The organism is Bacillus cereus group sp. Sample62 (assembly GCF_036851315.1).
Classification (GTDB): Bacteria; Bacillota; Bacilli; order Bacillales; family Bacillaceae_G; genus Bacillus_A; species Bacillus_A wiedmannii.
The window spans coordinates 3,022,578-3,049,377 of sequence record NZ_JAFLPK010000001.1 but is presented as its reverse complement, the minus strand read 5'-3'; the positions used below and the strand labels follow the sequence as shown (position 1 = coordinate 3,049,377).

The following is a 26,800-nucleotide window of genomic DNA, read 5'->3' as shown; positions in this document are numbered from 1 at the left end:
TCTAAATTTCTCCATACATATATATGATTCTCAAGTCGGAGGCACCTTAGGGTGTTTTTTTTGTGCTCTCTAAAAATGCCTTACCATATAATAGATTTCGATAATATTTTTTGTAATAGAATAGATTCATTACCGTTTCATAACTATGTATTCATTCATAACCTAACAGTAAAAGGGGGGATGATTCAAGGTATGGCGTTTCATGATGAATTAATTTGTCAACAGTTTGCAAGAATTATAGGTGGCCAAGAAGGGTTCGCCGGTGGAAAATGCGTGGCTACAATAAATCGGGATGAAATACAAGCAACTATCTTAGGAAAACGTTTTAGAGTAACAACTTCCTTCTCATTCGAATCACGAGATAATAAAACTGGACGAGCATTATGTTTAGGTCGGGTAGCGCTATTGCAAAGAGAAGTCAATGGGTTTGTTGCTACAATTATTAAACAAGGAATAATCGTTTCGTCTATACACAATGAGTGGTTATGTGATGAGCCGAATTTAATTTACGTTAATATCGAAGACGTTGATGATCCGCTAAGCTTCGCAAGGAAAGTTAGAAAAGCGTTATGTAATTAACCAATCTATTTAGTTAAATGAGCGATATAAAAGGATCTTTAATTGAAAGATCCTTTTATACATAAGATGAAGGTTTTTCCTTGTATTTCATTAATTAAGTTCACATGATTAGCAAACGAACGTAATTCCTGTGCACGAATCGATATAATAATTTCCGCTTTTATTGTAGTGTCAGTCTTTTAGTAGAAATTAAATATTTACGACAAATTTTGACAAAAAACACATATATTTTTGTTATGCTATGAAAGTTATTAATTTGTGATGTATATATAGGAGGATTTTTTAATGTTAAAGAAATTGTTATTATGTGTACTTATGAGCTTATGTGTAATGGCTTTAAGTGCTTGTAAAGGTGATGAAGAAAAATTAAAAGTTGCATCAGATGAGCAAAAAATAGATGAAGATAAAAAAGTAGCGGAGGAAGAAAAACGTAAACAAGAAGAGCAACAAAGAGCAGAGGAAGAAAAACGTAAGCAAGAAGAGCAACAAAGAGCAGAGGAAGAAAAACGTAAACAAGAAGAGCAACAAAGAGCGGAAGAAGAGAAGCGTAAGCAAGAAGAGCAACAAAGAGCAGAGGAAGAAAAACGTAAGCAAGAAGAGCAACAAAGAGCAGAGGAAGAAAAACGTAAACAAGAAGAGCAACAAAGAGCGGAAGAAGAGAAGCGTAAGCAAGAAGAGCAACAGAGGGTAGAAGAAGAAAAACGTAAGCAAGAAGAGCAACAAAGAGTAGAAGAAGAGAAGCGTAAGCAAGAAGAGCAGCAAAGAGTAGAAGAAGAAAAACGTAAACAAGAAAAGCAGAAGACTCAGCAACAACAGTCTATACAGCAAGAGAGAACACAAAAACAAGAAAAAACAACACAAGCAACAGGTGGGAAACCAACAAGATCACACATTTCAGTTGGTTCACATGTAGTTATTCAATTGGATAATGACTATAGTAAAACTGTAAGTGGTGTTGTGAAAGACATTTTAACACATAGTGAAACACATACATACGGCATTAAAGTTCGATTACAAGATGGACAAATTGGCCGTGTTCAAAGTGTTAACTAGTGAAAAAAGATTTGACTACTTTTCAAATAAATAAACGCTACAAAAAACCGGTTCTTTCGTAAAGGAACCGGTTTTTTGTAGCGTTTTGCTTAGCGTACGAAATTAGCGTTTTGTTGATGCCATCACACCTCTATCAAGTTATCACATACAAGGTAATAGATGTTTTTATAAATTGAAAGGAGAGGAAACGAGCTTGGAGGGAGTATGTTTGAGAAATTAAAGGAAGTGTTTTTTTGTTCTGGGTTATGGATCTATCCGCCCGTTCTAATTAACTAAAAGAAGAACTTCCCCATACCAATTAGACTACTAATCATTCCGATTCCATTCATGCTGCCTTTTCCTACTGCAAGTAAGTTTCCAAGCATTCCTGGTTGACCGTTCCCTCCGATATTCCCCCATCCCATGGGATTTACCTGTCCTCCCCACCCTGGAGGCTTTCCGAAAACACCCCATTTATTGGTATTAAAATTAAAAGCTTTGGCTGGCGGCGATAGTAAAGCGGCAAGATGACCTTGTGCGAACATCCCTGCATGATTGAATGGCTGGGCCCAGGGGGAGGGAGGTTTTTGAAAATTAAAACCTGCATGGCCTGGTAATGGAGTCCAATTACCAGGATGTCCTTGGGGCATCATCCCTGCATAATGGATTGGCTGACCTAAAGGGAAGAGAGGGGTTTGGGTATTGAAACCCGTATAATTGGCTGGTGAATCCCAACCAAATGGATAGACTCGAGGACTACAATTCGCAGAGATCCTCAGACCATTCATTCCCTCAGCTTTAGTTATTAGGGGCTGTGAATATAATGATGACATTGAAATTTGGTTATTATAGTGTTCCTCGTCTCCCATTGAATTCAAATACCAATATTGGTGCATAAGCTTATTCCCCTTACTTTAAAAATGTAATGTTAGACTTAGCCTATGTAATATTCCTTTTTATGGCTGGTTACATAACTAGATTTACAAGCCTGTATTTAAATGGTTATAAAGGTGTAATCAACAAAAAAAATTAAAAATGTTATGTCTAGCAAGTAGAATTGCTAAAAAGAGAATATCCATTCGAAGAGTTTGGCAAAATACTGCAAGGACAATGTATTCTTGTGCAGATATGCAAAAGATTTAAACGAATCAATGGAATTTATAATGAAGGGGCAAATGAATATATGAGTGAAACATTACATAAAAGAAAACCACCATATTTAATGCTTGTAATCCTTTTTATTGGGGCATTTGTTTCATTTCTAAATAACTCGCTTTTAAATGTAGCTTTGCCATCAATAATGAAGGATTTAGACATTAAAGATTATTCGACGATCCAGTGGCTTTCTACAGGCTATATGCTTGTAAGTGGTATATTAATTCCGGCATCAGCATTTTTAATAACCCGCTTCTCCAATAGGAGCTTATTTATTACATCTATGGTGATTTTTATTTTTGGTACGGCCTTAGCGGCTTTAGCACCGAACTTTAGTTTATTACTTACTGGCCGGATGGTTCAAGCAGCAGGTTCTTCAGTCATGGGACCTTTGTTAATGAATATTATGCTAGTAAGCTTTCCAAGAGAAAAAAGGGGAACAGCGATGGGGATTTTTGGATTAGTTATGATTACAGCTCCAGCAATTGGACCGACACTATCGGGTTATATTGTAGAGTATTATGACTGGCGTTTGCTTTTTGAGATGATTTTACCGTTAGCAATCATTAGCTTACTGTTAGGGGTTTGGAAATCGGAGAATGTCATGAGACAAAACAAAAATGCAAAACTTGATTATCTCTCATTATTATTATCTTCTGTCGGTTTTGGCGGTTTGTTATATGGATTCAGTTCTGCAAGCTCCGATGGTTGGACGAATAAAGTTGTTTTAACAACCTTAATCATAGGCGCTATTGCCCTAATTGCTTTTATTATCCGTCAATTAAAAATGAATGAACCGTTATTGGATTTACGTGTTTACAAGTACCCAATGTTTGCACTTGCGTCTGTAATTGCGATTGTTAACGCAGTGGCCATGTTTTCGGGTATGATTTTAACACCAGCTTATGTACAAAACGTCCGCGGTATTTCGCCGCTGAGCTCTGGGCTGATGATGCTTCCTGGTGCGGTAATAATGGGGGTTATGTCACCAATTACAGGTAAACTATTTGATAAATATGGCCCTCGGATTCTTGGTATAGTAGGACTTTCCATTACAGCTGTTTCAACTTATATGCTGGCAAACCTGCAAATCGACTCTAGTCACACACATATTATTCTTATTTACACACTGCGGATGTTTGGGATGGCGATGGTGATGATGCCACTTATGACAAACGGCCTTAATCAATTGCCAACTCGTTTAAATCCGCACGGTACAGCTGTTAATAATACAGCTCAACAAGTGTCCGGTTCGATTGGTACTGCTATTCTTGTTACGATTATGAATTCTGTAACAAAAACAAAAGCTGAAAGTCTAATGGTTGATGTAGATCCTAATGCCTTCACAGAGGCTACGAAGGCAATGTTAACTCAGAAGGCTTTATTATCCGGAATTCAATATTCATTCTATGTAGCGCTTGGCATGAATGTTGTTGCACTACTATTAGTTTTTTTCGTTAAACGTGTAGATACAAGTGCGGAAGCTGTCGAGAGGTTAAATCGGTAGAGTAAAATAAAACTTAAGATCATGATTCCTATAAGTTTTTGCTGTTTAGTTAGACTATGAAGAAATGTAAATTTCTGCTGCTAAGGCGCTGGTATTTAAATCTGGAAAAGAACCAGTGAAATAATCATATATAGTAAAAAGGATCTGATATTCATATCAGATCCTTTTTCATTAGTCACACAGTATACTTGCTTATCGTATTTGTTTGAATTGACATTAGAAACTACTGGTATTCCCAATACTACAATCTTTAGCTCTCAATTTCTGATTAACATTATAATAATTCGCTTCGTATTAATTTAGTATTTTCTCTGCAAGCTATAAATGTAATAGCAACAAACAACTTAGATTACCAACCTTATAAGCAATATCATAATCATGAATAGTTAGGGAAAAGATAAAATAAGGTAATCAATTACATATCTTTATCCCAGGCGATGCATTGCTATCTTCTCTTTATTGAATGGGATATTTTATTTCATGCTTTTTTGAAAGGGTGTTTTTAATGGAAAAAAAAGTATCTGCCATTCCTCAACCGAAAACATATGGACCGCTGGGGAATCTCCCATTAATTGATAAAGATAAACCGACCTTATCCTTTATCAAGATAGCGGAAGAGTATGGTCCCATTTTTCGAATTCAAACTTTAAGTGATACCATCATTGTCGTTTCTGGACATGAACTGGTAGCAGAAGTCTGTGACGAAACAAGATTTGATAAAAGTATAGAGGGTGCTTTAGCGAAAGTTCGCGCCTTTGCTGGAGACGGATTATTTACAAGCGAGACTCACGAGCCTAACTGGAAAAAAGCTCATAATATTTTGATGCCTACATTCAGCCAACGAGCAATGAAAGATTATCATGCTATGATGGTCGATATTGCTGTACAACTCGTTCAAAAATGGGAACGGCTTAATCCGAATGAAGACGTAGATGTTCCGGAGGATATGACTCGCCTTACATTGGATACAATTGGTCTATGTGGTTTTAATTATCGATTTAATAGCTATTATCGTGAGACCCCTCATCCTTTTATTACTAGCATGAGCCGTGCTCTAGATGAGGCGATGCACCAATTGCAGCGGCTGGATATAGAAGATAAACTCATGTGGAGAACGAAACGTCAATTTCAGCATGATATTCAATCTATGTTTTCTTTAGTAGATAATATTATTGCTGAACGTAAAAGTAGTGGAAATCAGGAAGAAAATGATTTACTTTCCCGTATGTTAAATGTGCAGGATCCGGAAACTGGTGAAAAATTAGATGATGAAAATATTCGTTTCCAAATTATCACTTTTTTAATAGCTGGGCATGAAACAACAAGTGGATTATTATCTTTTGCAATCTATTTTTTATTAAAGAATCCAGATAAATTGAAAAAAGCCTATGAAGAAGTAGATCGGGTTTTAACAGATCCCACTCCAACATACCAACAAGTTATGAAACTTAAGTATATCCGGATGATTTTAAATGAATCGCTACGTCTATGGCCTACTGCTCCAGCATTCAGTCTCTATGCAAAAGAAGATACAGTCATTGGTGGGAAATACCCAATTAAGAAAGGAGAAGATCGTATTTCTGTTCTTATTCCACAACTACATAGGGATAAAGACGCGTGGGGAGACAATGTGGAAGAATTCCAACCTGAACGATTTGAAGAGCTGGATAAGGTTCCTCACCATGCTTATAAGCCATTTGGAAATGGTCAGAGAGCATGTATCGGTATGCAGTTTGCACTTCATGAAGCCACTCTCGTAATGGGAATGCTTCTTCAACATTTTGAATTCATCGATTATCAAGACTATCAGTTGGACGTAAAACAAACATTAACGCTAAAGCCCGGTGATTTTAAGATTAGGATTCTACCCCGAAATCAAACTATTAGCCATCCTACTGTTCTTGCGCCTATAGAGGAGAAACTGAAAAACGATGAAATCGAACAGCAAGTTCAGAAGACTCCTTCTATTATTGGAGCCGATAATCTTTCGCTTCTTGTTCTATATGGATCGGATACAGGGGTAGCAGAAGGTATTGCAAGGGAACTAGCAGATACAGCTAGCTTAGAAGGTGTTCAAACGGAAGTAGTAGCTCTTAACGATCGAATTGGAAGTCTGCCAAAAGAAGGGGCGGTTCTTATTGTAACTTCTTCTTATAATGGAAAGCCACCAAGTAATGCAGGGCAGTTTGTGCAGTGGTTGGAGGAATTAAAGCCGGATGAGCTAAAAGGTGTTCAATACGCAGTTTTTGGTTGTGGAGATCATAATTGGGCTAGTACCTATCAGCGGATTCCAAGATACATTGATGAGCAAATGGCTCAAAAAGGAGCAACAAGATTTTCTATACGTGGAGAAGCGGATGCAAGTGGTGATTTCGAGGAACAGCTTGAGCAATGGAAACAAAGCATGTGGTCTGATGCGATGAAGGCATTTGGATTGGAACTTAACAAAAACATGGAGAAAGAACGTAGTACATTAAGTTTACAATTTGTTAGTCGTCTTGGAGGATCTCCTCTTGCGCGAACATATGAAGCAGTTTATGCATCTATACTAGAAAATCGTGAACTTCAATCATCTAGCAGTGAAAGAAGCACGCGACATATTGAGATATCCTTGCCAGAAGGCGCTACGTATCAAGAAGGTGACCACCTTGGGGTGCTGCCAATTAATAGTGAGAAAAATGTCAACCGAATTTTAAAACGCTTTGCATTAAATGGGAAGGATCAAGTCATATTGAGTGCAAGTGGACGAAGTGTAAATCACATACCTTTAGACAGTCCTGTTAGTTTATTTGACCTTCTTAGTTATAGTGTAGAAATTCAAGAAGCAGCCACTCGAGCACAAATACGAGAAATGGTGGCATTTACAGCATGCCCTCCTCATAAAAAGGAATTGGAATCATTATTGGAAGAGGGAGTTTATCATGAACAAATATTAAATAAACGTATGTCAATGTTGGATCTTCTTGAAAAGTATGAGGCTTGTGAAATCCGATTTGAACGCTTTTTAGAACTTCTTCCTGCGCTCAAACCGCGTTACTATTCTATTTCAAGCTCTCCAATCGTTGCACAGGATCGTCTGAGCATTACGGTTGGTGTTGTTAATGCACCTGCATGGAGTGGGGTAGGGACATATGAAGGAGTCGCTTCTAATTATTTAGCTCAGCGTCATAATAAAGATGAGATTACCTGTTTCATTCGAACGCCACAATCAAACTTTCAATTACCTGAAAATCCAGAAACACCAATTATCATGGTTGGACCAGGTACTGGAATTGCACCATTCCGTGGATTTTTGCAAGCACGTCGTGTTCAAAAGCAAAAAGGTATTAACTTAGGACAAGCACATCTATATTTTGGTTGTCGTCATCCTGAAAAGGATTATCTCTATCGTACAGAACTAGAAAATGATGAAAGAGATGGATTAATCTCTTTACACACAGCTTTTTCTCGCTTAGAAGGATATCCTAAAACATATGTACAGCATTTAATAAAACAAGATAGAATCAATTTAATTTCGTTATTAGATAATGGAGCTCATCTTTATATATGTGGTGATGGAAGTAAAATGGCTCCTGACGTAGAAGATACCCTGTGTCAAGCATATCAAGAAATTCATAAAGCCAGTGAACAAGAAGCAAGGAATTGGTTGGATCGTGTGCAAGATGAAGGGCGATATGGAAAAGATGTTTGGGCTGGTATATGAATTTTTCTTAATTAGATAAGTAATATGTAACGAATGAACTTCTTTTGAATAAGTGTTAATTTTAAAAATCCCGTGTTTTTATTAAATACGGGATTTTCATATTTTTAATAAGCTGGACTGATACTGTAGAAAAATAATAGCTAATTCATTTGACAATTAAAATGATCTAATTTAATATGTATGCCATAGCATATAATTAATAAAACAAATTCATTCACTGTGCAGAATTGACTGGTATGCTGTACCCTTTTATATATTAATTTATAGAGGTGATATATGAACTTACATGATTTAATAGGTTATCTTGTTCATCGTACTGATGTGAAAATGACTAATTATTTTACGAAGAAATTAAAGCCTTTTGGAGTTACGCCAGAGCAGTGGGGGATTATTAGTGTTCTTTGTAGCCAAAGGGCCACTACTCAAAAAGAGTTAGCAGAAGCGATTGATAAAGATCAAACTACTGTCGTAAGAATGATACAGTCAATGGAGAGAAAAGGGATTGTAAAGAAGGCTTTGAATGACCAAGATAGGCGTTCACACAACCTTTTTTTAACTGAAAAAGGTGATGAGTTAAAAAAAGAAATCTTGCCTGTGGTGACAGACGCTCACCATTTCGTTACGAGTAATTTGAGCGAAGAAGAAATTAAAGTATTACAATCGTTATTAAACAAATTGTATGATACACGCTATTAATATTTGTTCCTTATTGATGCTATTCATAAGGAACAAACTTTGTTTTATGTATTATATATGCTATAGCATATAATTTTGTTTTAAGGAATGGTGGAGATATCTTTATTTTGTATGATATTTGATTCAGGATCACGTTTTTTCCTAGTACCAGTCAAAATTCCGTATTGTATATGCTATAGCATGTAAATGTATCAAATAAATAAGAAAGATGTGATTGCTATTTTAATATTAATCAATGTAGTAAAAGTTGTATTGTTTCTGTTCTTTTTAATGACAGGTACGAAAATTATATCTGGGAAAATGGCAGATGAGTTTAAACGATTTGGTTTACCTTCGTTTTTTAATTTCTTAACTGGAGCTTTTGAAATTGTAGGAGCAATTGGAATGTTGATCGGAATTTGGTACCCAATGGCAGCTTTATTGGCAGGATTGTTGTTAGGCGGTACGATGCTTGCAGCTGCATTAACTCTAATTGTATTAGCGAGAGATCCCTTTAAGAAAGCAATACCTGCGCTTGTTTTGTTTGTCCTTAGTTTAGGGATAAGTTTGTATCATATTTTTTAAGCGTAAATAAAAACCGTTACACTCTATGCGTTCAAGTTGATATCATTTTGTAATTATTTTATAAATAGGGGATGTGAAAACAAATGAATGAATTATTATTATTTAAGTTCTTAGCGTTTCTTTCTATATTAACGACAAGTATTGTTGCTGGAATTGTTTTTGCATACTCTAATTCAGTCATGCCTAGTCTGCGTAATGCGGATGATCGTACTTTCGTTCTTTCCGTTAGACACTTTACCTCATCAGTGGCTAATCCGATTTTTCTCTTCATGTCAAACGGTGCTCTTATAGCGCAGATCGGTTTTGTTGTATTAGCCGTTTACCTACAGCAATTTGATACAGTCGTTTTAGGAGTAATTGCAGTAATCGGTTATGTTGCCACGCTACTAATCACTTTCACAGGGAATCTCCCGATGAATAAAGCAATCATCTCGGCGAAACTACCTGTAAGAGATTCTGGCTGGGCTGAACTTAGAGTCCGATTTGAATCACGTTGGACGTTGCTGAATCACTTGCGTACCTTAACGTGTATTTTAAGTGTGTCGGCATTATTAGTAGCGTTGCTTATTTATTAGTAGTATTCATGTATTTAAAAATAATTAATAGGATCTGATGTTCATATATCAGGTCCTGTTTTATTATGTACCCCTATCTACCGCCCCTTTTAGTAGATAGGGGTACCATCACATGTCCATTAACCTAAAATTGTAAAGTCTCCCAGAATGAAGATTCTATTCATTATTAACTACTGTTAACGAGAACTACGTGAAATATTTCCTTTTTATAAAAACTATTACGGGAGGATTTTTATTTTTGATATATTATACCATTTATTTAATGGTATAATATGGTATTCGTTCTATGGAATGGAGTTGAATGAGTATTATAAATACAAAAGGGGAAATTAAAAAAACAAAAAGAAAAGTATTAATAACTATACTTACTATGTTAGTAATTATAATTGGATTTGGATATTGGAAATTTTTTAGTTTGCAAGGTGTTCCAAAAGGGGAATTAATTCGAACAGTGAAATCTCCAGATGGAAAATATCTCATTAAGACTTATTTTCATGATGCAGGATCATTAAGTGCGGATGCTGTTAGGGGTGAATTAGTTAACCTTGATACAGATTCAGAGAAAAATATATATTGGAACTATCCAGATACCGATCCATATATAGAATGGGTAAATAAGAATATTGTTAGAATTGGAGAGCAAACTTTAGATATTTCACAGAAAGAAACCTATGATTGGCGTGATGATGATAAGCACGTTACAGAAGTGCCTAAACAATTTATTAGATAAAGCAAGAAAATTTAAATATATTTAATCTTATTCGTTTAAATATAGATAGGATTAATGGAACAAGCTTGTTACTTAGGTTGTCTATTAAGTATACGTATAAAACAGGTGTTCATGATAGTTTGCTCATTTTATGAAAAGTGAGATGCAAGAAGAGTGATATCTTATAAATTCTTTAATTGTATCGGTATGTATAACACCTAGAAAAACCATATATTCTTGAAAGAGGTTGAAAATGTATGATAGTCTTAAACAAATTTTTTAACATTTTACATTACAAAAAGATGGTACCTGTAGTATTTCTTTCATGTGCAACGCTTATAGGCTGTTCCGATAGTAATACTCAATCTGAATCACCTAAACAAACGAAACAAACAAATCAAATCAAACAAGAAACTACTGGTAATGATTCTTTTGCTAAACTTGAAAAAGAATTTGATGCTAAACTCGGTATTTATGCATTGGACACTGGTACGAATCAAACCGTTACTTATCAATCAGATGAACGGTTTGCATACGCATCTACCCACAAAGCTTTAGCTGTGGGAGTACTTTTACAAAAGAAATCAATAGAAGATCTAAATCAAAGAGTTTTGTATAATCGTGAAGATCTTGTTAATTACAATCCAATTACAGAAAAGTATGTTGATACAGGTATGACTCTGAAAGAGCTTGCAGATGCTTCCCTTCGATATAGTGATAATACTGCACAAAATCTTATTCTTAAACAATTAGGTGGACCTAGTGAATTCAAAAAATCACTGAGAGAAATAGGAGATACCGTTACAAATCCTGAACGCTTTGAACCACAATTAAACGAAGTGCATCCAGGGGACGTACATGATACAAGTACCCCAAAGGCATTAGCTACTAGTCTTCAGGCTTTTGCGTTAGGAGATGTACTTTCAACTGAGAAACGGGATTTATTAATAGATTGGATGAAAAGGAATACTACGGGAGATAACTTAATTCGTGCTGGAGTTCCAGGAGGATGGGAAGTAGCTGATAAGACGGGTTCGGGATCTTATGGAACCAGAAATGATATCGCAATTATTTGGCCACCAAATAAAAAGCCAATTGTTCTTGCGATACTTTCTAATCATGATAAAGAGAATGCTAAATACGATGATAAGCTTATTGCAGAAGCAACCAAAATAGCGTTAGATGCCTTGAAAGCTAAAAATAAATAATAATAGTAATTAGTTATTGAAATTTTCCTGTTTTTCCGTCACAATACTGTGACGGTCTTTTTGTGTACTTTACAAAGAATCGTCTGAAGTAAAGAAAGAAGATAGAAACCATCTCTATTAAGTTTATTAACTAAGTAACAACAAATATATGCTTTATTGGATACTTATTGCATTTAATGTGGAGGAATAATATGGATTCAAAAATTCTTATTGTTGATGATGATAAAGAGATTAGAAATCTTATCTCTGTATATCTGGAAAATGAAGGCCTAAAAACTCAAAAGGTAGAAGATGCTATACAAGCTTTACAACTGTTAGAAGAAAAGGACTTTGATTTGATTATTTTAGATATTATGATGCCGAATATGGATGGCATTGAAGCATGTATGAAAATTAGGGAAGATCGCAATATGCCTATCATTATGCTATCTGCAAAATCTGAGGATATAGACAAAATTCAGGGCCTAGCCTCTGGTGCAGACGATTATTTATCAAAACCGTTTAACCCACTAGAATTAATCGCTAGGGTAAAATCCCAATTAAGAAGGTTTAAAAAATACAATACGTCCATAGAACATAATAAAAGCATTCTAGAAATTGGTGACTTAACCGTAAATACAGATACTCGTCAAGTATGGGTAAGGGGAAAAGAAACAAGGTTAACTCCAAAAGAGTTTGCTATTCTCGAACTACTTGCCCGCAACAAAGGGATTGTCCTGAGTGTAGCAAAAATATATGAAGCAGTTTGGAAAGAAGTTTTTTATAAATCAGATAATACCGTCATGGTGCATATTACAAAAATAAGAGACAAAATTGAAGAGGATTCCAAACATCCTATTTATATTAAAACTGTTTGGGGAATTGGGTATAAAATATGAAGAATGTTAGTTTCAGAAATAAGATCATTATAAAACTTCTTGGTGCTGTTGCAGTTAGTTTTTTTATTTCATTTGGTTTAACAATCCTCATTTTGGCATACGTCATAGATCCATTATTTATAAAACACGAAGAATTTGGTATGTTTGAATTCGATTTGGTATTGTTGTTCTTATTCGCGTTCGCAATCTTTACCTTTATAATCCTTTTTTTAATATTGGTTCGAAAGAAAATAGTATATTTGAAGCTCATTTCTGATAATGTGAATGATATTGCCAATGGAAAACTAGGTCTGACAATTGGGGTTAAGGGGAAGGACGAATTGACCCAGCTTGCTCAAAATATAAACTATATGTCTAAGGAATTGGAAAATACATTTGAACAAGAAAGACGATTAGAACGTACAAAAAATGAACTTATAACCAATGTATCTCATGACTTACGTACACCGTTAACATCTATTATTGGCTATATAGATTTATTAAAAAGAGGGCAATACAACAGTAAAATACAATTACAGGAATACCTTGAAACCACTTATTTAAAATCAAAGAGATTGAAATATTTAATTGATGAGCTGTTTGAATATACTCGTTTATCAGGCATAGATGCTAAGTTAAATCTTAATGAAGTTGATTTATCGGGTTTGTTGGAGCAAATAGTTGGAGAATACATTCCTATATTTGAAAAGGAAAGCTTAATCGTTCAAAAATCAATCACGCAAGAAACAATACCTATCTTCATAGATGTAGAAAAAATGGTACGTGTTTATGAAAATCTTTTTATGAATGCGATAAAGTACAGCATGAAACCATCCGAATTATCTATATGTCTTGAACTAATAGGTAACAAGGCAATGTTGAAAGTGTCAAATAAAGTCGAGAAACCGCCTGTTAGCGATCCAAATAAATTGTTTGAAAGGTTTTTCAGGGGGGACAAGGCAAGAAAAGATGACCAGGGAAATGGACTGGGGCTTGCTATTTCAAAAAGAATTGTTGAACTTCATCATGGTAATATACATGCAGAATATAAAGACGGCTGGATGTCCTTTATTGTTGAACATCCAATCAAATAGACTGGCTTATGGAATTACAGATTCCATAAGCTTTTTTTTATAAAACTTAAGAATTCTTAAGAATTTTACAGGGTGTTTCCTAATTTTCATAGTTTATCATGGATGTATTCAAAGTGATGAGGTGAGTGAAGAAGATAAAAGGAAAGATTTCATTGTAGCTTAAGGGTGGAGGTAACATATCTATTTTGTTAGTAGTAAACAAATTTAGTAGCTTATTGTAATGAAATAAAAAAATGTAGGAGGATATAAATGATAAATCCAGTTGTAGATGTAAAAAACATTCAAAAATTGTACGGTAAAAAAGGTGAGAATCAATCACACGCATTAAAAGGTGTATCATTCTCAATTCAAGAGGGGGAGTTTGTTGGTATTATGGGGCCTTCTGGTTCTGGTAAAACAACATTATTAAATGTAATTTCAACGTTAGACACAGCAACGGGCGGCGTTGTTCAAATTGCAGGAACGGATATTACGAAAATGAAGCAAGGTGAACTTTCTGATTTCCGTTCACAAAAGTTAGGGTTCATTTTCCAAGACTTTAATTTATTAGAGAACTTATCTATTCATGAGAACATTGCACTTCCACTTTCACTTCAAGATGTTTCATCTCGTAATATTGGAAAGAAAGTAGAAAAGGTAGCTGATATGTTAGGCATTACAGCGATACTTCAAAAGTATCCTTCTGAAGTATCTGGTGGACAAAAGCAACGTTCCGCAGCAGCACGTGCGTTAGTTCATGAACCAGCAATTATTTTGGGAGACGAGCCGACTGGAGCTCTAGATTCTAAAAATGCAACGAGTTTACTTAATGCCATGACAAGCTTAAATAAAGAGCAAGGTGTATCCATTATGATGGTTACGCATGATCCTTACAGCGCAAGTTACTGTCAACGTATTTTATTCATTCAAGATGGTGAGTTATATAAAGAAATTCATCGCGGTAGTACCCGTGAAGAATTCTATAAAGAAATTTTAGATGTGCTTGCAAACTTAGGCACACAAAAAGCGTAAGGAAGGAAGTTCAATCATGTTATTTAAGCTTTCTATGTCAGGCCTAAAAAGTAAGTTGCAAGATTACATTGTTTTACTGGTTGGTCTTATTGTCTCTATTTCAACTTTTTATATGTTTCAAACGCTAGCATCCAATAAAACGTTCCTTGAATCTAACTCTTCTATTAGGGATATTGTGGCTGTCTTTAAAATTGGTTCCGTTTTGTTAGCGATTATCACATTTTTCTATATTTTATATGCAAACTCTTTCTTATCAGCTCTTCGTCAAAAAGAATTTGGTATGTATATGATGTTAGGAGCAAAAAAGCATAAAGTTACCTTACTTATGTTCATTGAAACAATCATATTAGGTGCCACCTCTCTTTTGATTGGAATTACAATTGGTGTAGGACTTGCAGAAGGTATCGGTCAGCTATTAATGAAACAACTCGAGTTTGCTGGCGAAGGTTATAAAGCATTTTATCTGCCATCTATAGCTATTACTTGCATCTTTTTCTTTGCACTCTTTGTATTATCTGCAATTATGAATAGTATTAAATTATCTCGTATTTCTGTACTGCAACTTGTACATGCTGATGAACAAACAGAACGTGTTGCCATAAAAGGAAAAATGACAGTTGTAGTTGCATTCCTTGGTATTCTTTTATTGGGTATTGGTTATGCATCACTTATTTATATATCATATGCAAATTCGCTAATTGTTTTGGGATTAATGGCTGTTGGATTAATCTCAGCAACCGTTGGTACTTACCTTATATTTGGATCACTTCTTCCAGTTATGATTAACAAGTTAAAGAGTAATAAAAAACGTAGTGAAAAAGGCCTTAATGCTTTTACTTTTGCACAATTAAATTTCCGCATTAATAGTCTAACAAATGTGCTTGCAACAGTAGCAATTTTAGTGGCTCTTGGTGCTGGTGGAATTGCTTGTGGTATGGCATTTAAAAACAACATCCTAAAAATTACAGATCAAATACAAATTTACGATTCAGTTATTCATAATCCAACAGCGGAAGAAAAGACAATTTTGGGTAGTATCTTATTTCAAGAAAAACTTGAATATCATTACAAAGTTGATGATAGATATGTTTATTATCTTAAAGAAGATGTAGAGAAAAATCGCCCTTTCTTGCAAGGTATGAAAATAGAGAAAGTTTCAGAGGAAATACCAATTGGTGCATTTTCAATAAAACGGGCTGAAGGAGAGACAGACACAAAACAATGGATTCAGGCTTTCAGAACAATCCAGCCAAATTATTTATATCCTGATTATGAAATGAAAATTGTAGACTATAACATATACAATGGATTGAAGGGTAAAGAAAGTATTGTGTTTATGGGGAAAACAGATGATTTTGGATCATACATAAAAGAATGGAAAAAACTTGATGAATTACAGATAGCAAAATATAAAAATGTGGAAGAATTGGGTAGTAAGTATCAAACATATATTATGAGTCATGATTTTGCCAGCGGACTAATGTTTATGGGTTTCTTCGTTGGAATTGCATTTTTAGCAATGATGGCAAGCTGCTTAATGTTTAAAGTTCTGTCGGGAGCATCAAAAGATGTAACACGTTATCAAATGCTTCATAAAATTGGTGTTCGCCGAGAGTTATTAACAAAATCAATTTATAAAGAGTTATTCTTCATATTCTTATTCCCAGCAATTGTAGGGATTACTCATATATTAGTTGGTATGAACATGTTTAGCCCTCTTGTAATCGATCCGTACTCCCGCATTTGGTTACCACTTGTTATTTTTGTAGTAATTTACTCGATGTATTACTGGATTACTGTTCAATTATTTAAAGGAATTGTACTCCCGAAAAAAAAATAATGTAATGATGTTATTTATCCCGCTATTTGTCGGGCAGTAGGACCCCCACCTCAAAATTCAGCGGAAGCAAAGAAGTTAGGTGGGGGATCAACTGCCCGTAAAAGCCCGATTGGTTCAACTAATAATCAGTGGGGATGAACAAAACCCCCACTGATTAAAGTTTCACTTTATGCGTTCAAGCTGCTAACATTTTGTGATTATTTTACAAATAGGGGGATTCTCAAATTAGTGCTTGAATAATAATAGCAATACGAATTTAGACATTACTATCATTCGAATCATAATCAGTAAAAGAATGGGAAGGATTTTTATACAAAGGAATTCCTGATGAATTTTATATTAAAAATAGGAGTGAGTGAAAATGGCTTATTTATTACAAGTTGATTTTCCGTTTGAAGGTCCTTTTGGTGAAGAAATGGAAAAAGCGTTTTGGGATTTAGCAAATAGTATTAACGAAGAAGAAGGATTCCACTGGAAAATATGGACAGAGAATCAAGAAACAAAAGAAGCTGGAGGCATTTATGTATTTGAAGAAAAACAAGATGCTGAAAAATACGCGGAAATGCATAAAAACAGACTTCAAGCATCTGGTGTTAAAGATATTAGAGTAAGAATTTTTAACATCAATGAAAAGTTAACTGAACTGAATCGTGGGTATATTAAATAATTCCGCCAGTCGGAGCAAGCGTAAAAGGAGGGGATAATCCCCTTCTTTTTTTATTCTTCAATTGATGGTAAGGGGACTCGCACAAAAAAATCCTTCGCATAATATGTGAGAGAAAAGGAGAGATAAAGGTATTTTAACCTTATCTCTCTTTTTCTATATTCATTTATTTCCAGGTAAGGAGTTGATTAGTTATTACTATTTATAAGAACGTGAAGAAGTGTTGATGCCGGTTGGAACTGTGGTAAAGGTTGAGGGGGAATCCAAGGAAATATCAGAGATGTGCATGATGATTTGGCGCAGGGTTATTAATCCATCTTCTATGAAATCGTGGGATTATATAAGCATTTATTATCCTGGAGATCTTAAAATAAAACCTACCTAATTATAGAAGTGATTTGAACGTAAGGAAATTGTAAGAAATGCATAAGAAAAAAGAAATTTTTATTATGTAGGATACAAATATAGAGAAACGTAAAAGAGGGAGGGTAAATAGGATACATTTATACGAAAAATAAACTAGTAATAAGAGCATTCTAAATGAAAAAGTAATTTATGGTACTAACATATGTGTAAAAAAGAGAGGATTTACCCTTGGTTATGACAGAATGGTGTATGGGTAGAGCCGAGAATCCTGGTCTTTTTAAAAGTATTTTACTTGTTGAATATAGACGGTAGGGATAAAGCCAGAATAGTAGTTTATGTGATGTTTATAATTGAACAAATAAAAGATGAAATCGATCATTTATCTAAGGAGGAATTTTTCTTATGGAAAATAAATTATCTGGATTGTTAGCCGCTACCTTAGCTCTAACGATGAGCCTACCAACAGGAGCGATAGCGTCTTCTAGCAGTAAGACTCCAGTTGTATCTAGCCAAGAAGTTGCTAGCCAAGATTTGGAGAAGATTGCTGCAGAGAACGCTGAACTACTCACGAAGTCCTATGAGACGACTAGCGTGCAGTATGCGCTGATTGATAATGGTAAACTTATTTTGTCGGGGCAGACAGGCAAAAACGACATAGAAGGGAAAGAGCCACTAACTAAAGATACTCTATACGGAATTGGTTCAACCAGTAAAGTATATACAGCTGCGGCTGTTATGAAACTGGTAGACGAAGGAAAAGTAGATTTGGATGCTCCTGTTGCCCGCTATATTCCTGATTTCAAAATGAAAGATAAACGATATAAGCGTATTACACCGCGTATGCTGTTGAACCACTCCTCGGGTTTGCAAGGTTCGACGTTCAATAATGCATTTTTATTTAAAAATAATGATGCTTATGCCCATGATATCTTGTTGCAACAATTGTCCAACCAAAACTTGAAGGCAGACCCTGGCGCGTTCTCAGTATACTGTAATGACGGTTTTACGCTGGCTGAGATCTTGGTAGAAAGAGTCAGCGGTATGAGTTTTACTGAATTTCTACATCAAAAGTTTACAGAGCCATTAAAACTGAACCATACGATAACATCGCAAGACAAATGGGAAGACGAAAAGCGGGCTGGACAGTATTCTCCGACATACCAGGGACAGCTTCCAAGTGAAATGGTAAATGTGATTGGTACAGGAGGAATCTCTTCTACTGCAGAAGATGTGGTGCGATTCTCACAAATATTTATGGGACAGGGAAAAGAAATTCTCTCTAATAAAGCAGTCAAGGCGATGGAACAAGAAGAATATAAAAAAGGAATGTGGCCGGGAGATAGCGAAAATGTGGTCAACTATGGTCTTGGCTGGGATAGTGTGAAACTATACCCATTCAGTGAATATGGGATAAAAGCGTTGGCTAAGGGTGGGGATACGATACTGCAACATGCTACATTGGTCGTGCTTCCAGAACAGAAGATGGCAGCAGCTGTATTGTCCTCCGGCGGCAGCAGCATGACAAATCAACTGTTGGCAAACAAATTACTGCTAGCTAGGCTTAAAGAGAAAGGGACAATTAAGGATATAAAACCAGATAAATCTTTCGGCAAGCCAGTCAAGGCTAAAGTGCCCCAAGACGTGGTAAAAAAAGCAGGATTGTATGGAAATAGCTACAGCCATTTCAAAATAGAAATTACGAAGAAGGGAGAACTGTTTTTACCAACTAAACCGGAAGAAAAATATGTATATACGGCGGATGGAAGCTTTATAAATGAGAAGGGTACTTCCAAGCTTAACTTCGTCACAGAGAAGAATGGGAAAGTTTATTTGAGAGAGAGCACATATGAATTATCGCCGGGATTGGGGCAAAATGTGATGACTCACTATTTAGCCCAGAAATTAGAAAACAATGTGTTACCGAAGAAAACAGCTGCTGCATGGGCGAAGCGCGAGGGCGGCAAGTTCTACCTTGTTAACGAAAAATTTAATTCTATAAATTATCTAGGGCAACTAATACCTCTTAACACACAAATTACGCTCAAAGATGGCTATTGGGATGGCAAAAAAATTACAGGTCCGAATACGGCGACGCATCAAATTCAGATTCCCGTGATGAATGGGCGGGATACAAAGGAAGCCCATTTCTATACAGAGGATGGTACGGAATATATGGATATGGCCAGCTTTTTATACGTCAGTGAATCTAACGTAAAATCCCTTGACACAGGTCAATTATCGAAAGTTACACTGCAAAAAAATGGGCATGCGAAATGGTTTACAATCCCGCAAGAGGCAGCAGGGAAAACGATGAATGTGGAGTTGCCATCAGGAAGTTCATTCGCGGTGTATGATGAGAATGGAGTATGCGTCAATTTTACCGTCGTTAGTAACAATAACAAAGTGAAACTACCAGAGAACGGAACGGTTGTATTTGCTGGCGCACCGAACTCCGAATTTACAGTCGCATTGAACTAGCTACAACTCGGGATAGACTTCAATAAAACAGTACGACATGGAAAAGATATTTTATTTGTATCTTAAGTATTCCCTTAAATGATATTACACTTAAATTCTTAGCTTAATAGCAATGGGATAGCACCACATGCCTATCAACCTAAGAAAATAAATCAACCCCATGCCCATCAAGCTAGTAAAATTGACACCCCCAGAGTAAAAATGTAAAAAATTATTGTTTAGGGGCAGCATAAAACCTTAGTTTGATAGCGATATGGCGCTACTCATAAAAAAAGAAATAGGAGAGAATATCCTATTTCTTTTTATTAATATAATAAAATGCAATGAATAGATCCAAAGTAATGATAATAATTAGAAGTAACAAGTGTATAAGTGCATCAGTTTTTCCTTTTAGTAAAGACTTTACAAAGAAATCCCATTCTGTTTCGTAGGGAGGTTCTACCCAATTTCGTTGCAGACCTAATACCATTCCATTTATAAAATAGACTATACTTAATAGAATTCTTCCAACAAATAAGGCAGTTGTTTTTATATTCCAATCCTTTATCTTGATTACATAAAGGATTGGAAATAGTATAGGTATCCAAAAAACAATAATAAAGAATGTATTTACCATTCTCTCCTCCTAACAAAATGATTGTTTTTTAATATAGGGGAGTCTTCGGATTGAAGATATGTTTCCTTGTCACTATTTAAAAACAAGGGCCGGAATTCCGGCTCCTTTTCTATCCTGCAAAATAAAGGTTTGTTTTATCTCTCAGTCTCAAAAAACTCAATCCATTCTCCATCAGGGCCAGCGAAGAATATGTAACGTGTTCCATCTGGTAATGTTTCGATTTCCTCTCCTAGTAAAAATGTTACGCCGTGTTTTTGTATTCTTTCAATTTCATCCTCTAATGAATCCACTTTAAAGCAAATGTGATGTACTTTTCCTTCTGCCGGAAGAGAAGAGTTATAACCTTCAATGAGTTCGAGTATCGTTTCCTTCGATTCTTCCACACCTAAAAAAGCGAGTTTTAAGTCTGGATTCGGGTGCCCCATACGTTTAATGAGCTGTAAGCCGACTACTTCTTCATAAAATGAAATAGATGTTTCTAAGTTTGCAACCATAAGTCCAACGTGTTCAATTCTTCTAACTGGCATGTAGATTCCTTCTTTCTGAAAATTATATACAATATGTTATTGAAAATTAAGAAAATAAGCAAGATAAAAACCTTACAAATTTTAGCGTATTATATGGTATAGTGAGAAAGTATGTTTGGGGAGAAGGAAGGAGATTATACGATGAATACACCTGCTCAAACTCCTTCATTATCGGCAACGATGAAAGAGTGGCATTATGCATTAGCGTATGAAATTAAACATTGGAAAACGATAGGTGGTAGTAAAATTTCTATCATGAACGGTCGTTTTTTATATACAGATTATGAAAGTACAGTATACGTATTTCAGCTTATTTCCGAAGTAAGCTTACCGGAAGGTTCACCAATTCGCATTGAGTTTGATGGTGAGGAAGCGACAGGAGAAGTATTATCTGTACATGGATTAGAAATAGAACTGAAATTAAATGATTATATACAAGGTGAAATACGAGAAGCTGTTTTATACAGTGAACCGTGGCAATTGTTAGAGCAACTACAAGAGCGATTGAAAGAGGCACATAAAGATAAGTTAAAACGTAATCGTATAAAGCGTCTTGTTGATGGGACGAGCAGTCCGAAGCATATTGAGAAGATGAAAAATCCGAAAAATGAATTGGCGTATCGTTCGTTTTACAATCCGACAACGTACGTGTGGGGACCACCTGGAACAGGGAAGTCTTACAATTTATCACGTATCATTTCGGCGCATTATCAAAAAGGAAAATCGGTACTTGTATTAGCTCATAGTAATGCGGCAGTAGACGTATTAATGAGTGAAGTAACGAAGCAAATTGAGAAGAAAAAGAAATGGACGCCTGGCGAAATTGTTCGTTACGGTTATAGTCAACATGAACATATACGAAATCATGAAACATTACTTACGTCGAAGCTAGTTGAAACGACGAACGGATCTTGGGGAGAGGAAAGACTCTATTTAGAGGAAACACGACAAGATCTTCGTGAAAAGATTTTATCATATAAAGCGACTTCTGCTGATAAGAAGCGTATACAAGAGATTGAAAGTGATCTTCGAAAGCAAAAAGCGAAAATTAAAGAAGTAGAAAAAGAATACATTGAAAATGCGAAAGTAATCGGCGCAACTTTATCGAAATGTGCCATTGATTCACTTATTTATGAGCGTACATTTGATTTAGTTGTCGTAGATGAAGTGAGTATGGCATATGTTCCGCAAATTGCATTAGCTGCTTCACTTGGAAAACGTATTGTCGTTTGTGGGGACTTTTTACAGTTACCTCCAATTGCGATGGCGAACCATGAACTCGTTCGAAAATGGCTCGGGGAAGATATGTTTTACCATGCCGGGATTGTTGAGTCTGTCAATAAATCAGAAGCACATCCGAACCTCTTTATGTTGCAGGAACAAAGACGTATGCATGCGGATATATCGAAGTTTACAAATTCATTTATTTATAAAAATAGAGTATATGATCATCCGTCTGTTTCAGAGCGTAAAGAACTTGCGAAACTACAACCGTTCGCAAATGAGGCAAGTGTTTTATTTGATACGAGCTTAATGGGAGCCTTTTCGTTAAAGGACGCTGCTTCTGGTTCTCGATTTAACATTATGTCTGGTTTAGTAGCGATGCAAATGATGTTAATCGGACTGTTAGATGGTGTTCAATCGATCGGTGTTGTTACACCTTACAGGGCACAATCCCGCTTTTTATCAACGTGTATTAGAGAAATGTTGCAGAGAACGAAATATCAAAACATACCAGTTTTAGCGGCGACGGTTCATAAGTTTCAAGGTTCTGAAAGAGATATGATGATATTTGATACGGTTGATAGTTATCCGCAAGAACGACCTGGCGTGTTATTCTTTGACCATAAAAATCATCGCCTCGTCAACGTTGCAGTGACAAGGGCGAGAGGGAAGTTCATTCAATTATCAGATTGCCATTATATGCGTAAAAACCTTTCGAGAAAACAAGCATTATCACAATTAACAGCTCATATAGAACGGCACGGAGATGTATATGATCGCACGACATCAAGACAATTGTGGGAGCGGAAAATTTCGAAACGTTTACGCTGGTTTATGGAAATGAATCTTGAAGAGCCGAAAGGGTTATTGAAAGATATTTTAGCTGCAAAACGAAAAATTATTATTTCACTTCCAAGCACAAAGCAAGTGGATAAACGAGTATGGCAAGCGTTAATGCGTACAAATGCGCAAATAACAGTGTATAGTGATGGACCAGTTCCATTGAAAAATGTAAAGTTACAAAGACAAAATAAAGCATTCCCGTTTATCGTAATCGATGATGAAATCTTTTGGGCAGGAGCACCGCTCACATCTCAAATGATGTTTGAAGGTAGTATGGAATTTCCGTACGTATGTGCAAGATTACAAGCACCGGAAACAATTGGTGTGTTAAAAGGATTTTTAGATATTCGGTAAATTCGGATAGGAATTCCTTGACTTTTAATCGGAATGAACTTAGAATGAATGTAATTTAATATAATTTTATGAAAATTCTTATCGTGAGAGGTTGAGGGACTGGCCCTATGACACCTCGGCAGCGGATTCTTTATGAATACTGTGCCAATTCCAGCAAGGTAACTTGAAAGATAAGAAAGAAGCTCATTTTGACTGTATATACAGAAGCCTCTTTCTATCTTTTAGAAAGAGGCTTTTTTACGTAAAAATATAAGGGGGAAGAAAAATGGGAGCGACAGGAGTAACGTCACAAAGAAAAACAATTGAAGAGAGTATTGAAAGAAATAAGGAAAAGTACATAGAAACAAGTCACGATATTCATGCAAATCCGGAGATTGGTAATCAAGAGTTTTACGCATCAAGAACGTTAAGTTTATTGCTGGGGAGTGCTGGATTCCAACTGCAGCACAATATAGCTGGACATGAAACAGGATTTATCGCGCGAAAAAGTTCAGGAAAACAGGGACCAGTCATCGCATTTTTAGCTGAGTATGATGCTTTACCAGGACTCGGTCATGCGTGTGGTCACAATTTAATTGGCACAATTAGCGTTGCGGCAGCGATTGCATTATCAGAGACGCTTGAAGAAATCGGCGGAGAAGTTGTCGTATTCGGAACGCCAGCAGAAGAAGGTGGGCCAAACGGTAGTGCAAAATCGAGTTATGTAAAAGCAGGTTTATTTAAAGATGTTGATGCGGCGCTTATGATTCATCCGAGCGGAAAAACAGCGACAACGAGTCCGTCACTAGCAGTCGATCCACTTGATTTTCACTTTTACGGAAAAACAGCTCATGCCGCAGCTTCACCGGAAGAAGGGATTAACGCATTAGATGCGGTTATTCAGCTGTACAACAGTATTAACGCACTTCGCCAACAACTTCCGTCAGATGTGAAAATTCATGGCGTTATTACTGAGGGCGGAAAAGCACCGAATATTATTCCTGACTATGCCGCAGCAAGATTCTTCATCCGCGCAGCAACGCGAAAAAGATGTGCGGAAGTAACAGAAAAAGTAAAAAATATCGCACAAGGAGCAGCGTTAGCAACAGGCGCAAAAGTAAAAATTCATCAATTCCAAAATGAAATCGATGAACTACTCGTAACAAAAATATATAACGACATCGTAGCCGAAGAACTAGAACTACTAGGTGAAGACGTAAACCGAAAAGAAAGACTGGGTATCGGTTCAACCGACGCAGGAAACGTAAGTCAAGTCGTACCGACCATTCACCCGTACATTAAAATCGGTCCAGATGACTTAATTGCGCATACGAATGAATTTAGAGAAGCAGCACGTTCAGAACTTGGAGATAAAGCGTTAGTTACATCCGCAAAAGCACTAGCAAATACAGCGTATCGATTAATTACGGAAGAAGGGCTGTTAGAGAAGGTGAAGGAGGAGTTTAGAGAGGCGCAGAGGAATCAGGGATAAGGGTACTCTATTCGAAGAGGAATCTAATTAATAAGTAGAGATATAAAAAAGAACATTGAAATATCAATGTTCTTTTTTGTTTACTAATCATTGATTTTGTTGGTTTTTCTCATATAGGAAAAACTTTTACTGTTAGCGGGGGATAATACGTATCCCTTTATCAGAACGACAATTTCTCCTCAAACTCACTCTTTAATACAATTAAAGGAGACGATAATCCGAATTGCATTAAAGAGTCTAAAAATGTAGCGAGAGAATCCATCGAATCGCTCATGACCTTCATCATATAATTAAACTCCCCACTAATTCGATATAAATCTGTTACTTCAGGAGCGGCATTACAATATTGGATAAAATCAGAGCATTGGCTCGTTTTAAACATGATGAATGCTTGAATGTTTTTATTAATTTTAGAAGGCTCAAATTTTGTTCGGTAAGCCGCTATAACACCTTGATCCTCAAGTTTATTAATACGCTCTTTTACAGCAGGCTGTGTCATGGATATAATTCGCCCTATTTCTGAAACAGAAATTCTCGCATTTTCATACAACAAGTTCATAATCTTATGATCGATTTCATCCAGTTTTACTGTGTTTTGCATTGTGTAGCCTCCTTGTTATATTTTCTAAAGTAAATTACAAATTATAACTATAATATCATAAGTGAACAAACTAAATTACCTATAAATCTATATTTAAAATGATTGGTTTTTGCATGAAAATATAAGTGTGGAATTTATCTCACATTAACTGTCCGTAAACGCCTGATTGGTGAGGACTGATTAAAGTTTCACTTTATTACACGGAAATTTAGGAAGGATGGAAAACATGAAAAATTTTGATGGGAAAGTAGCGTTAGTAACAGGAGCGAGTCGGGGCATTGGCCGTGCGATTGCGATGAGATTGGCAAACGACGGTGCATTAGTTGCGATTCACTACGGCCGAAATAAAGCAGCTGCAGTTGAAACGATTAGTGAGATTGAATCTAATGGAGGAAAGGCGTTTTTAATTGAAGCTGACCTCAATTCAATTGATGGTGTCAAAAATCTAGTAGAACAATTAAAGAATGAATTACAAATAAGAGTTGGTACATCAGAGATTGATATTTTAGTAAACAATGCAGGGATAGGCACACAAGGAACGATTGAAAATACGACAGAAGAAGTTTTTGATGAAATTATGTCTGTAAATATGAAAGCACCGTTCTTCTTAATTCAGCAAACATTACCGTTACTACGAGCGGAGGGGCGAGTTATTAACATTTCATCAGCTGAAGTAAGACTTGGTTTTGCAGGGTCCATTGCATACGGTTTAAGTAAAGGTGCGCTAAATACGATGACACTGCCTCTAGCTAAACATCTTGGAGAAAGAGGTATAACAGTGAATACAATTATGCCTGGATATACGAAGACAGATATAAATGCGAAATTGCTAGATAATCCGGAAATACGAAATTTTGCTACGACTTCATCTGTGTTCGGACGAATAGGGCAAGTTGAAGATATTGCAGATGTAGTCGCATTCCTTGCTTCCTCTGATAGCCGCTGGGTAACAGGGCAAATTTTAGATGCTTCTGGTGGGTTTTGTTTATAGGGGCACTACTTCATACCCATCAAGCTAATCAAGTAAATTACGAGTTATGAAACGATCCTTGTTTCATAACTCGTAATTTATAGAAAGGTAGGCATGCTAAAGAAGCCTATTAAAGCGTGATTTTTTCGCTAGGCA

General features: G+C 35.9%; 24 protein-coding genes and 1 riboswitch. Of the genes, 19 read left to right on the top strand and 5 right to left on the bottom strand.

All coding sequences use genetic code 11. The features are described from left to right. Positions 1-192: 192 nt before the first annotated feature. Both J0835_RS15470 and J0835_RS15465 read left to right on the top strand, forming a co-directional pair. Complete coding sequence (locus tag J0835_RS15470; RefSeq protein ID WP_048566088.1) at positions 193-579, top strand: DUF1259 domain-containing protein; 387 nt, start codon at positions 193-195, stop codon at positions 577-579. 285 nt (positions 580-864) lie between these two features. Then, a complete protein-coding gene (locus tag J0835_RS15465) occupies positions 865-1,632 on the top strand; it encodes a YwbE family protein (protein WP_087981186.1) in 768 nt (255 codons plus the stop codon). A 272-nt stretch (positions 1,633-1,904) separates the two neighbouring features. Here the strand turns inward: J0835_RS15465 and J0835_RS15460 are convergent, their stop codons facing one another. Then, positions 1,905-2,507 carry a hypothetical protein gene (locus J0835_RS15460; protein ID WP_087981185.1) on the bottom strand — a complete coding sequence of 201 codons (603 nt, stop codon included), beginning with the start codon at positions 2,505-2,507 and terminating at the stop codon, positions 1,905-1,907. A 287-nt stretch (positions 2,508-2,794) separates the two neighbouring features. Between J0835_RS15460 and J0835_RS15455 the strand changes: the two genes are divergently transcribed. The 4 genes from J0835_RS15455 to J0835_RS15440 all read left to right on the top strand — a co-directional run bounded on the left by J0835_RS15455 (position 2,795) and on the right by J0835_RS15440 (position 9,236). After that, positions 2,795-4,273, top strand: a complete 1,479-nt coding sequence (locus tag J0835_RS15455; RefSeq protein WP_087981184.1) for a DHA2 family efflux MFS transporter permease subunit — start codon at positions 2,795-2,797, stop codon at positions 4,271-4,273. 505 nt (positions 4,274-4,778) lie between these two features. Then, the gene (gene cypD, locus J0835_RS15450) at positions 4,779-7,976 is read left to right on the top strand and encodes a bifunctional P-450/NADPH--P450 reductase (protein WP_087981183.1); all 3,198 of its coding nucleotides are present in this window, start codon (positions 4,779-4,781) and stop codon (positions 7,974-7,976) included. Positions 7,977-8,252: 276 nt separating this feature from the next. Beyond that, positions 8,253-8,672: a MarR family winged helix-turn-helix transcriptional regulator gene (locus J0835_RS15445; protein WP_001048549.1), complete on the top strand. Its 420-nt coding sequence runs from the start codon at positions 8,253-8,255 to the stop codon at positions 8,670-8,672. A 186-nt stretch (positions 8,673-8,858) separates the two neighbouring features. Then, positions 8,859-9,236, top strand: coding sequence for a DoxX family protein (locus tag J0835_RS15440; protein WP_140386831.1), 378 nt, complete (start codon positions 8,859-8,861; stop codon positions 9,234-9,236). A 58-nt stretch (positions 9,237-9,294) separates the two neighbouring features. Here the strand turns inward: J0835_RS15440 and J0835_RS15435 are convergent, their stop codons facing one another. Next, on the bottom strand, positions 9,295-9,507 hold the full coding sequence (locus J0835_RS15435; protein WP_242250099.1) for a hypothetical protein: 213 nt from the start codon (positions 9,505-9,507) through the stop codon (positions 9,295-9,297). Here J0835_RS15435 and J0835_RS15430 point away from each other — a divergent pair. The 10 genes from J0835_RS15430 to J0835_RS15385 all read left to right on the top strand — a co-directional run bounded on the left by J0835_RS15430 (position 9,506) and on the right by J0835_RS15385 (position 20,038). Beyond that, on the top strand, positions 9,506-9,811 hold the full coding sequence (locus tag J0835_RS15430) for a DUF1772 domain-containing protein (RefSeq protein WP_313897874.1): 306 nt from the start codon (positions 9,506-9,508) through the stop codon (positions 9,809-9,811). The genes J0835_RS15435 and J0835_RS15430 overlap by 2 nt on opposite strands. 301 nt (positions 9,812-10,112) lie before the next feature. Further along, a complete protein-coding gene (locus tag J0835_RS15425; RefSeq protein WP_087981181.1) occupies positions 10,113-10,541 on the top strand; it encodes a DUF5412 domain-containing protein in 429 nt (142 codons plus the stop codon). Positions 10,542-10,777: 236 nt separating this feature from the next. Continuing rightward, positions 10,778-11,728, top strand: a complete 951-nt coding sequence (gene bla / locus J0835_RS15420) for a class A beta-lactamase (protein WP_087981180.1) — start codon at positions 10,778-10,780, stop codon at positions 11,726-11,728. Between the two features lie 191 nt (positions 11,729-11,919). Further along, positions 11,920-12,606 (top strand): response regulator transcription factor, encoded by a 687-nt coding sequence (locus tag J0835_RS15415; RefSeq protein ID WP_087981179.1) that lies wholly within the window; start codon positions 11,920-11,922, stop codon positions 12,604-12,606. Then, positions 12,603-13,679 (top strand): sensor histidine kinase, encoded by a 1,077-nt coding sequence (locus J0835_RS15410; protein ID WP_087981178.1) that lies wholly within the window; start codon positions 12,603-12,605, stop codon positions 13,677-13,679. Before J0835_RS15415 ends, J0835_RS15410 begins: the two co-directional genes overlap by 4 nt. Before the next feature lie 249 nt (positions 13,680-13,928). Further along, a complete protein-coding gene (locus J0835_RS15405; RefSeq protein WP_087981177.1) occupies positions 13,929-14,690 on the top strand; it encodes an ABC transporter ATP-binding protein in 762 nt (253 codons plus the stop codon). Between the two features lie 16 nt (positions 14,691-14,706). Continuing rightward, positions 14,707-16,530, top strand: a complete 1,824-nt coding sequence (locus tag J0835_RS15400) for an FtsX-like permease family protein (RefSeq protein ID WP_087981176.1) — start codon at positions 14,707-14,709, stop codon at positions 16,528-16,530. A gap of 361 nt (positions 16,531-16,891) precedes the next feature. Next, a complete protein-coding gene (locus J0835_RS15395) occupies positions 16,892-17,197 on the top strand; it encodes a monooxygenase (RefSeq protein WP_087981175.1) in 306 nt (101 codons plus the stop codon). 223 nt (positions 17,198-17,420) lie between these two features. Next, the gene (locus J0835_RS15390) at positions 17,421-17,579 is read left to right on the top strand and encodes a DUF4176 domain-containing protein (protein ID WP_140386830.1); all 159 of its coding nucleotides are present in this window, start codon (positions 17,421-17,423) and stop codon (positions 17,577-17,579) included. 383 nt (positions 17,580-17,962) lie between these two features. After that, entirely contained in the window at positions 17,963-20,038 is a 2,076-nt protein-coding gene (locus tag J0835_RS15385) for a serine hydrolase domain-containing protein (protein WP_087981173.1), read from the top strand. A gap of 292 nt (positions 20,039-20,330) precedes the next feature. Here J0835_RS15385 and J0835_RS15380 read toward each other — a convergent pair whose 3' ends face one another. Both J0835_RS15380 and J0835_RS15375 read right to left on the bottom strand, forming a co-directional pair. Further along, positions 20,331-20,654 carry a hypothetical protein gene (locus tag J0835_RS15380; protein WP_087981172.1) on the bottom strand — a complete coding sequence of 108 codons (324 nt, stop codon included), beginning with the start codon at positions 20,652-20,654 and terminating at the stop codon, positions 20,331-20,333. Positions 20,655-20,788: 134 nt separating this feature from the next. Further along, positions 20,789-21,181 carry a VOC family protein gene (locus J0835_RS15375; protein ID WP_001145279.1) on the bottom strand — a complete coding sequence of 131 codons (393 nt, stop codon included), beginning with the start codon at positions 21,179-21,181 and terminating at the stop codon, positions 20,789-20,791. 111 nt (positions 21,182-21,292) lie between these two features. Here J0835_RS15375 and J0835_RS15370 point away from each other — a divergent pair, with 111 nt between their 5' ends. After that, positions 21,293-23,602, top strand: a complete 2,310-nt coding sequence (locus J0835_RS15370) for an AAA domain-containing protein (protein WP_140386829.1) — start codon at positions 21,293-21,295, stop codon at positions 23,600-23,602. Between the two features lie 75 nt (positions 23,603-23,677). Next, a riboswitch (SAM riboswitch) is annotated at positions 23,678-23,779 on the top strand. 88 nt (positions 23,780-23,867) lie between these two features. Next, positions 23,868-25,073, top strand: coding sequence for a M20 family metallopeptidase (locus J0835_RS15365; protein ID WP_087981170.1), 1,206 nt, complete (start codon positions 23,868-23,870; stop codon positions 25,071-25,073). A gap of 160 nt (positions 25,074-25,233) precedes the next feature. Here J0835_RS15365 and J0835_RS15360 read toward each other — a convergent pair whose 3' ends face one another. Beyond that, positions 25,234-25,674 (bottom strand): Lrp/AsnC family transcriptional regulator, encoded by a 441-nt coding sequence (locus J0835_RS15360; protein WP_071710651.1) that lies wholly within the window; start codon positions 25,672-25,674, stop codon positions 25,234-25,236. A 226-nt stretch (positions 25,675-25,900) separates the two neighbouring features. Here J0835_RS15360 and J0835_RS15355 point away from each other — a divergent pair, with 226 nt between their 5' ends. Then, the gene (locus J0835_RS15355) at positions 25,901-26,665 is read left to right on the top strand and encodes an SDR family oxidoreductase (protein ID WP_140386828.1); all 765 of its coding nucleotides are present in this window, start codon (positions 25,901-25,903) and stop codon (positions 26,663-26,665) included. Positions 26,666-26,800 lie beyond the last annotated feature (135 nt).

Coding starts and splice junctions, on each gene's coding strand:
- J0835_RS15470 (WP_048566088.1), top strand. CDS start 193: ATGGCGTTTCATGATGAATTAATTTGTCAACAGTTTGCAAGAATTATA.
- J0835_RS15465 (WP_087981186.1), top strand. CDS start 865: ATGTTAAAGAAATTGTTATTATGTGTACTTATGAGCTTATGTGTAATG.
- J0835_RS15460 (WP_087981185.1), bottom strand. CDS start 2,507: ATGCACCAATATTGGTATTTGAATTCAATGGGAGACGAGGAACACTAT.
- J0835_RS15455 (WP_087981184.1), top strand. CDS start 2,795: ATGAGTGAAACATTACATAAAAGAAAACCACCATATTTAATGCTTGTA.
- cypD (WP_087981183.1), top strand. CDS start 4,779: ATGGAAAAAAAAGTATCTGCCATTCCTCAACCGAAAACATATGGACCG.
- J0835_RS15445 (WP_001048549.1), top strand. CDS start 8,253: ATGAACTTACATGATTTAATAGGTTATCTTGTTCATCGTACTGATGTG.
- J0835_RS15440 (WP_140386831.1), top strand. CDS start 8,859: ATGTATCAAATAAATAAGAAAGATGTGATTGCTATTTTAATATTAATC.
- J0835_RS15430 (WP_313897874.1), top strand. CDS start 9,506: ATGTCAAACGGTGCTCTTATAGCGCAGATCGGTTTTGTTGTATTAGCC.
- J0835_RS15435 (WP_242250099.1), bottom strand. CDS start 9,507: ATGAAGAGAAAAATCGGATTAGCCACTGATGAGGTAAAGTGTCTAACG.
- J0835_RS15425 (WP_087981181.1), top strand. CDS start 10,113: ATGAGTATTATAAATACAAAAGGGGAAATTAAAAAAACAAAAAGAAAA.
- bla (WP_087981180.1), top strand. CDS start 10,778: ATGATAGTCTTAAACAAATTTTTTAACATTTTACATTACAAAAAGATG.
- J0835_RS15415 (WP_087981179.1), top strand. CDS start 11,920: ATGGATTCAAAAATTCTTATTGTTGATGATGATAAAGAGATTAGAAAT.
- J0835_RS15410 (WP_087981178.1), top strand. CDS start 12,603: ATGAAGAATGTTAGTTTCAGAAATAAGATCATTATAAAACTTCTTGGT.
- J0835_RS15405 (WP_087981177.1), top strand. CDS start 13,929: ATGATAAATCCAGTTGTAGATGTAAAAAACATTCAAAAATTGTACGGT.
- J0835_RS15400 (WP_087981176.1), top strand. CDS start 14,707: ATGTTATTTAAGCTTTCTATGTCAGGCCTAAAAAGTAAGTTGCAAGAT.
- J0835_RS15395 (WP_087981175.1), top strand. CDS start 16,892: ATGGCTTATTTATTACAAGTTGATTTTCCGTTTGAAGGTCCTTTTGGT.
- J0835_RS15390 (WP_140386830.1), top strand. CDS start 17,421: ATGCCGGTTGGAACTGTGGTAAAGGTTGAGGGGGAATCCAAGGAAATA.
- J0835_RS15385 (WP_087981173.1), top strand. CDS start 17,963: ATGGAAAATAAATTATCTGGATTGTTAGCCGCTACCTTAGCTCTAACG.
- J0835_RS15380 (WP_087981172.1), bottom strand. CDS start 20,654: ATGGTAAATACATTCTTTATTATTGTTTTTTGGATACCTATACTATTT.
- J0835_RS15375 (WP_001145279.1), bottom strand. CDS start 21,181: ATGCCAGTTAGAAGAATTGAACACGTTGGACTTATGGTTGCAAACTTA.
- J0835_RS15370 (WP_140386829.1), top strand. CDS start 21,293: ATGTTTGGGGAGAAGGAAGGAGATTATACGATGAATACACCTGCTCAA.
- J0835_RS15365 (WP_087981170.1), top strand. CDS start 23,868: ATGGGAGCGACAGGAGTAACGTCACAAAGAAAAACAATTGAAGAGAGT.
- J0835_RS15360 (WP_071710651.1), bottom strand. CDS start 25,674: ATGCAAAACACAGTAAAACTGGATGAAATCGATCATAAGATTATGAAC.
- J0835_RS15355 (WP_140386828.1), top strand. CDS start 25,901: ATGAAAAATTTTGATGGGAAAGTAGCGTTAGTAACAGGAGCGAGTCGG.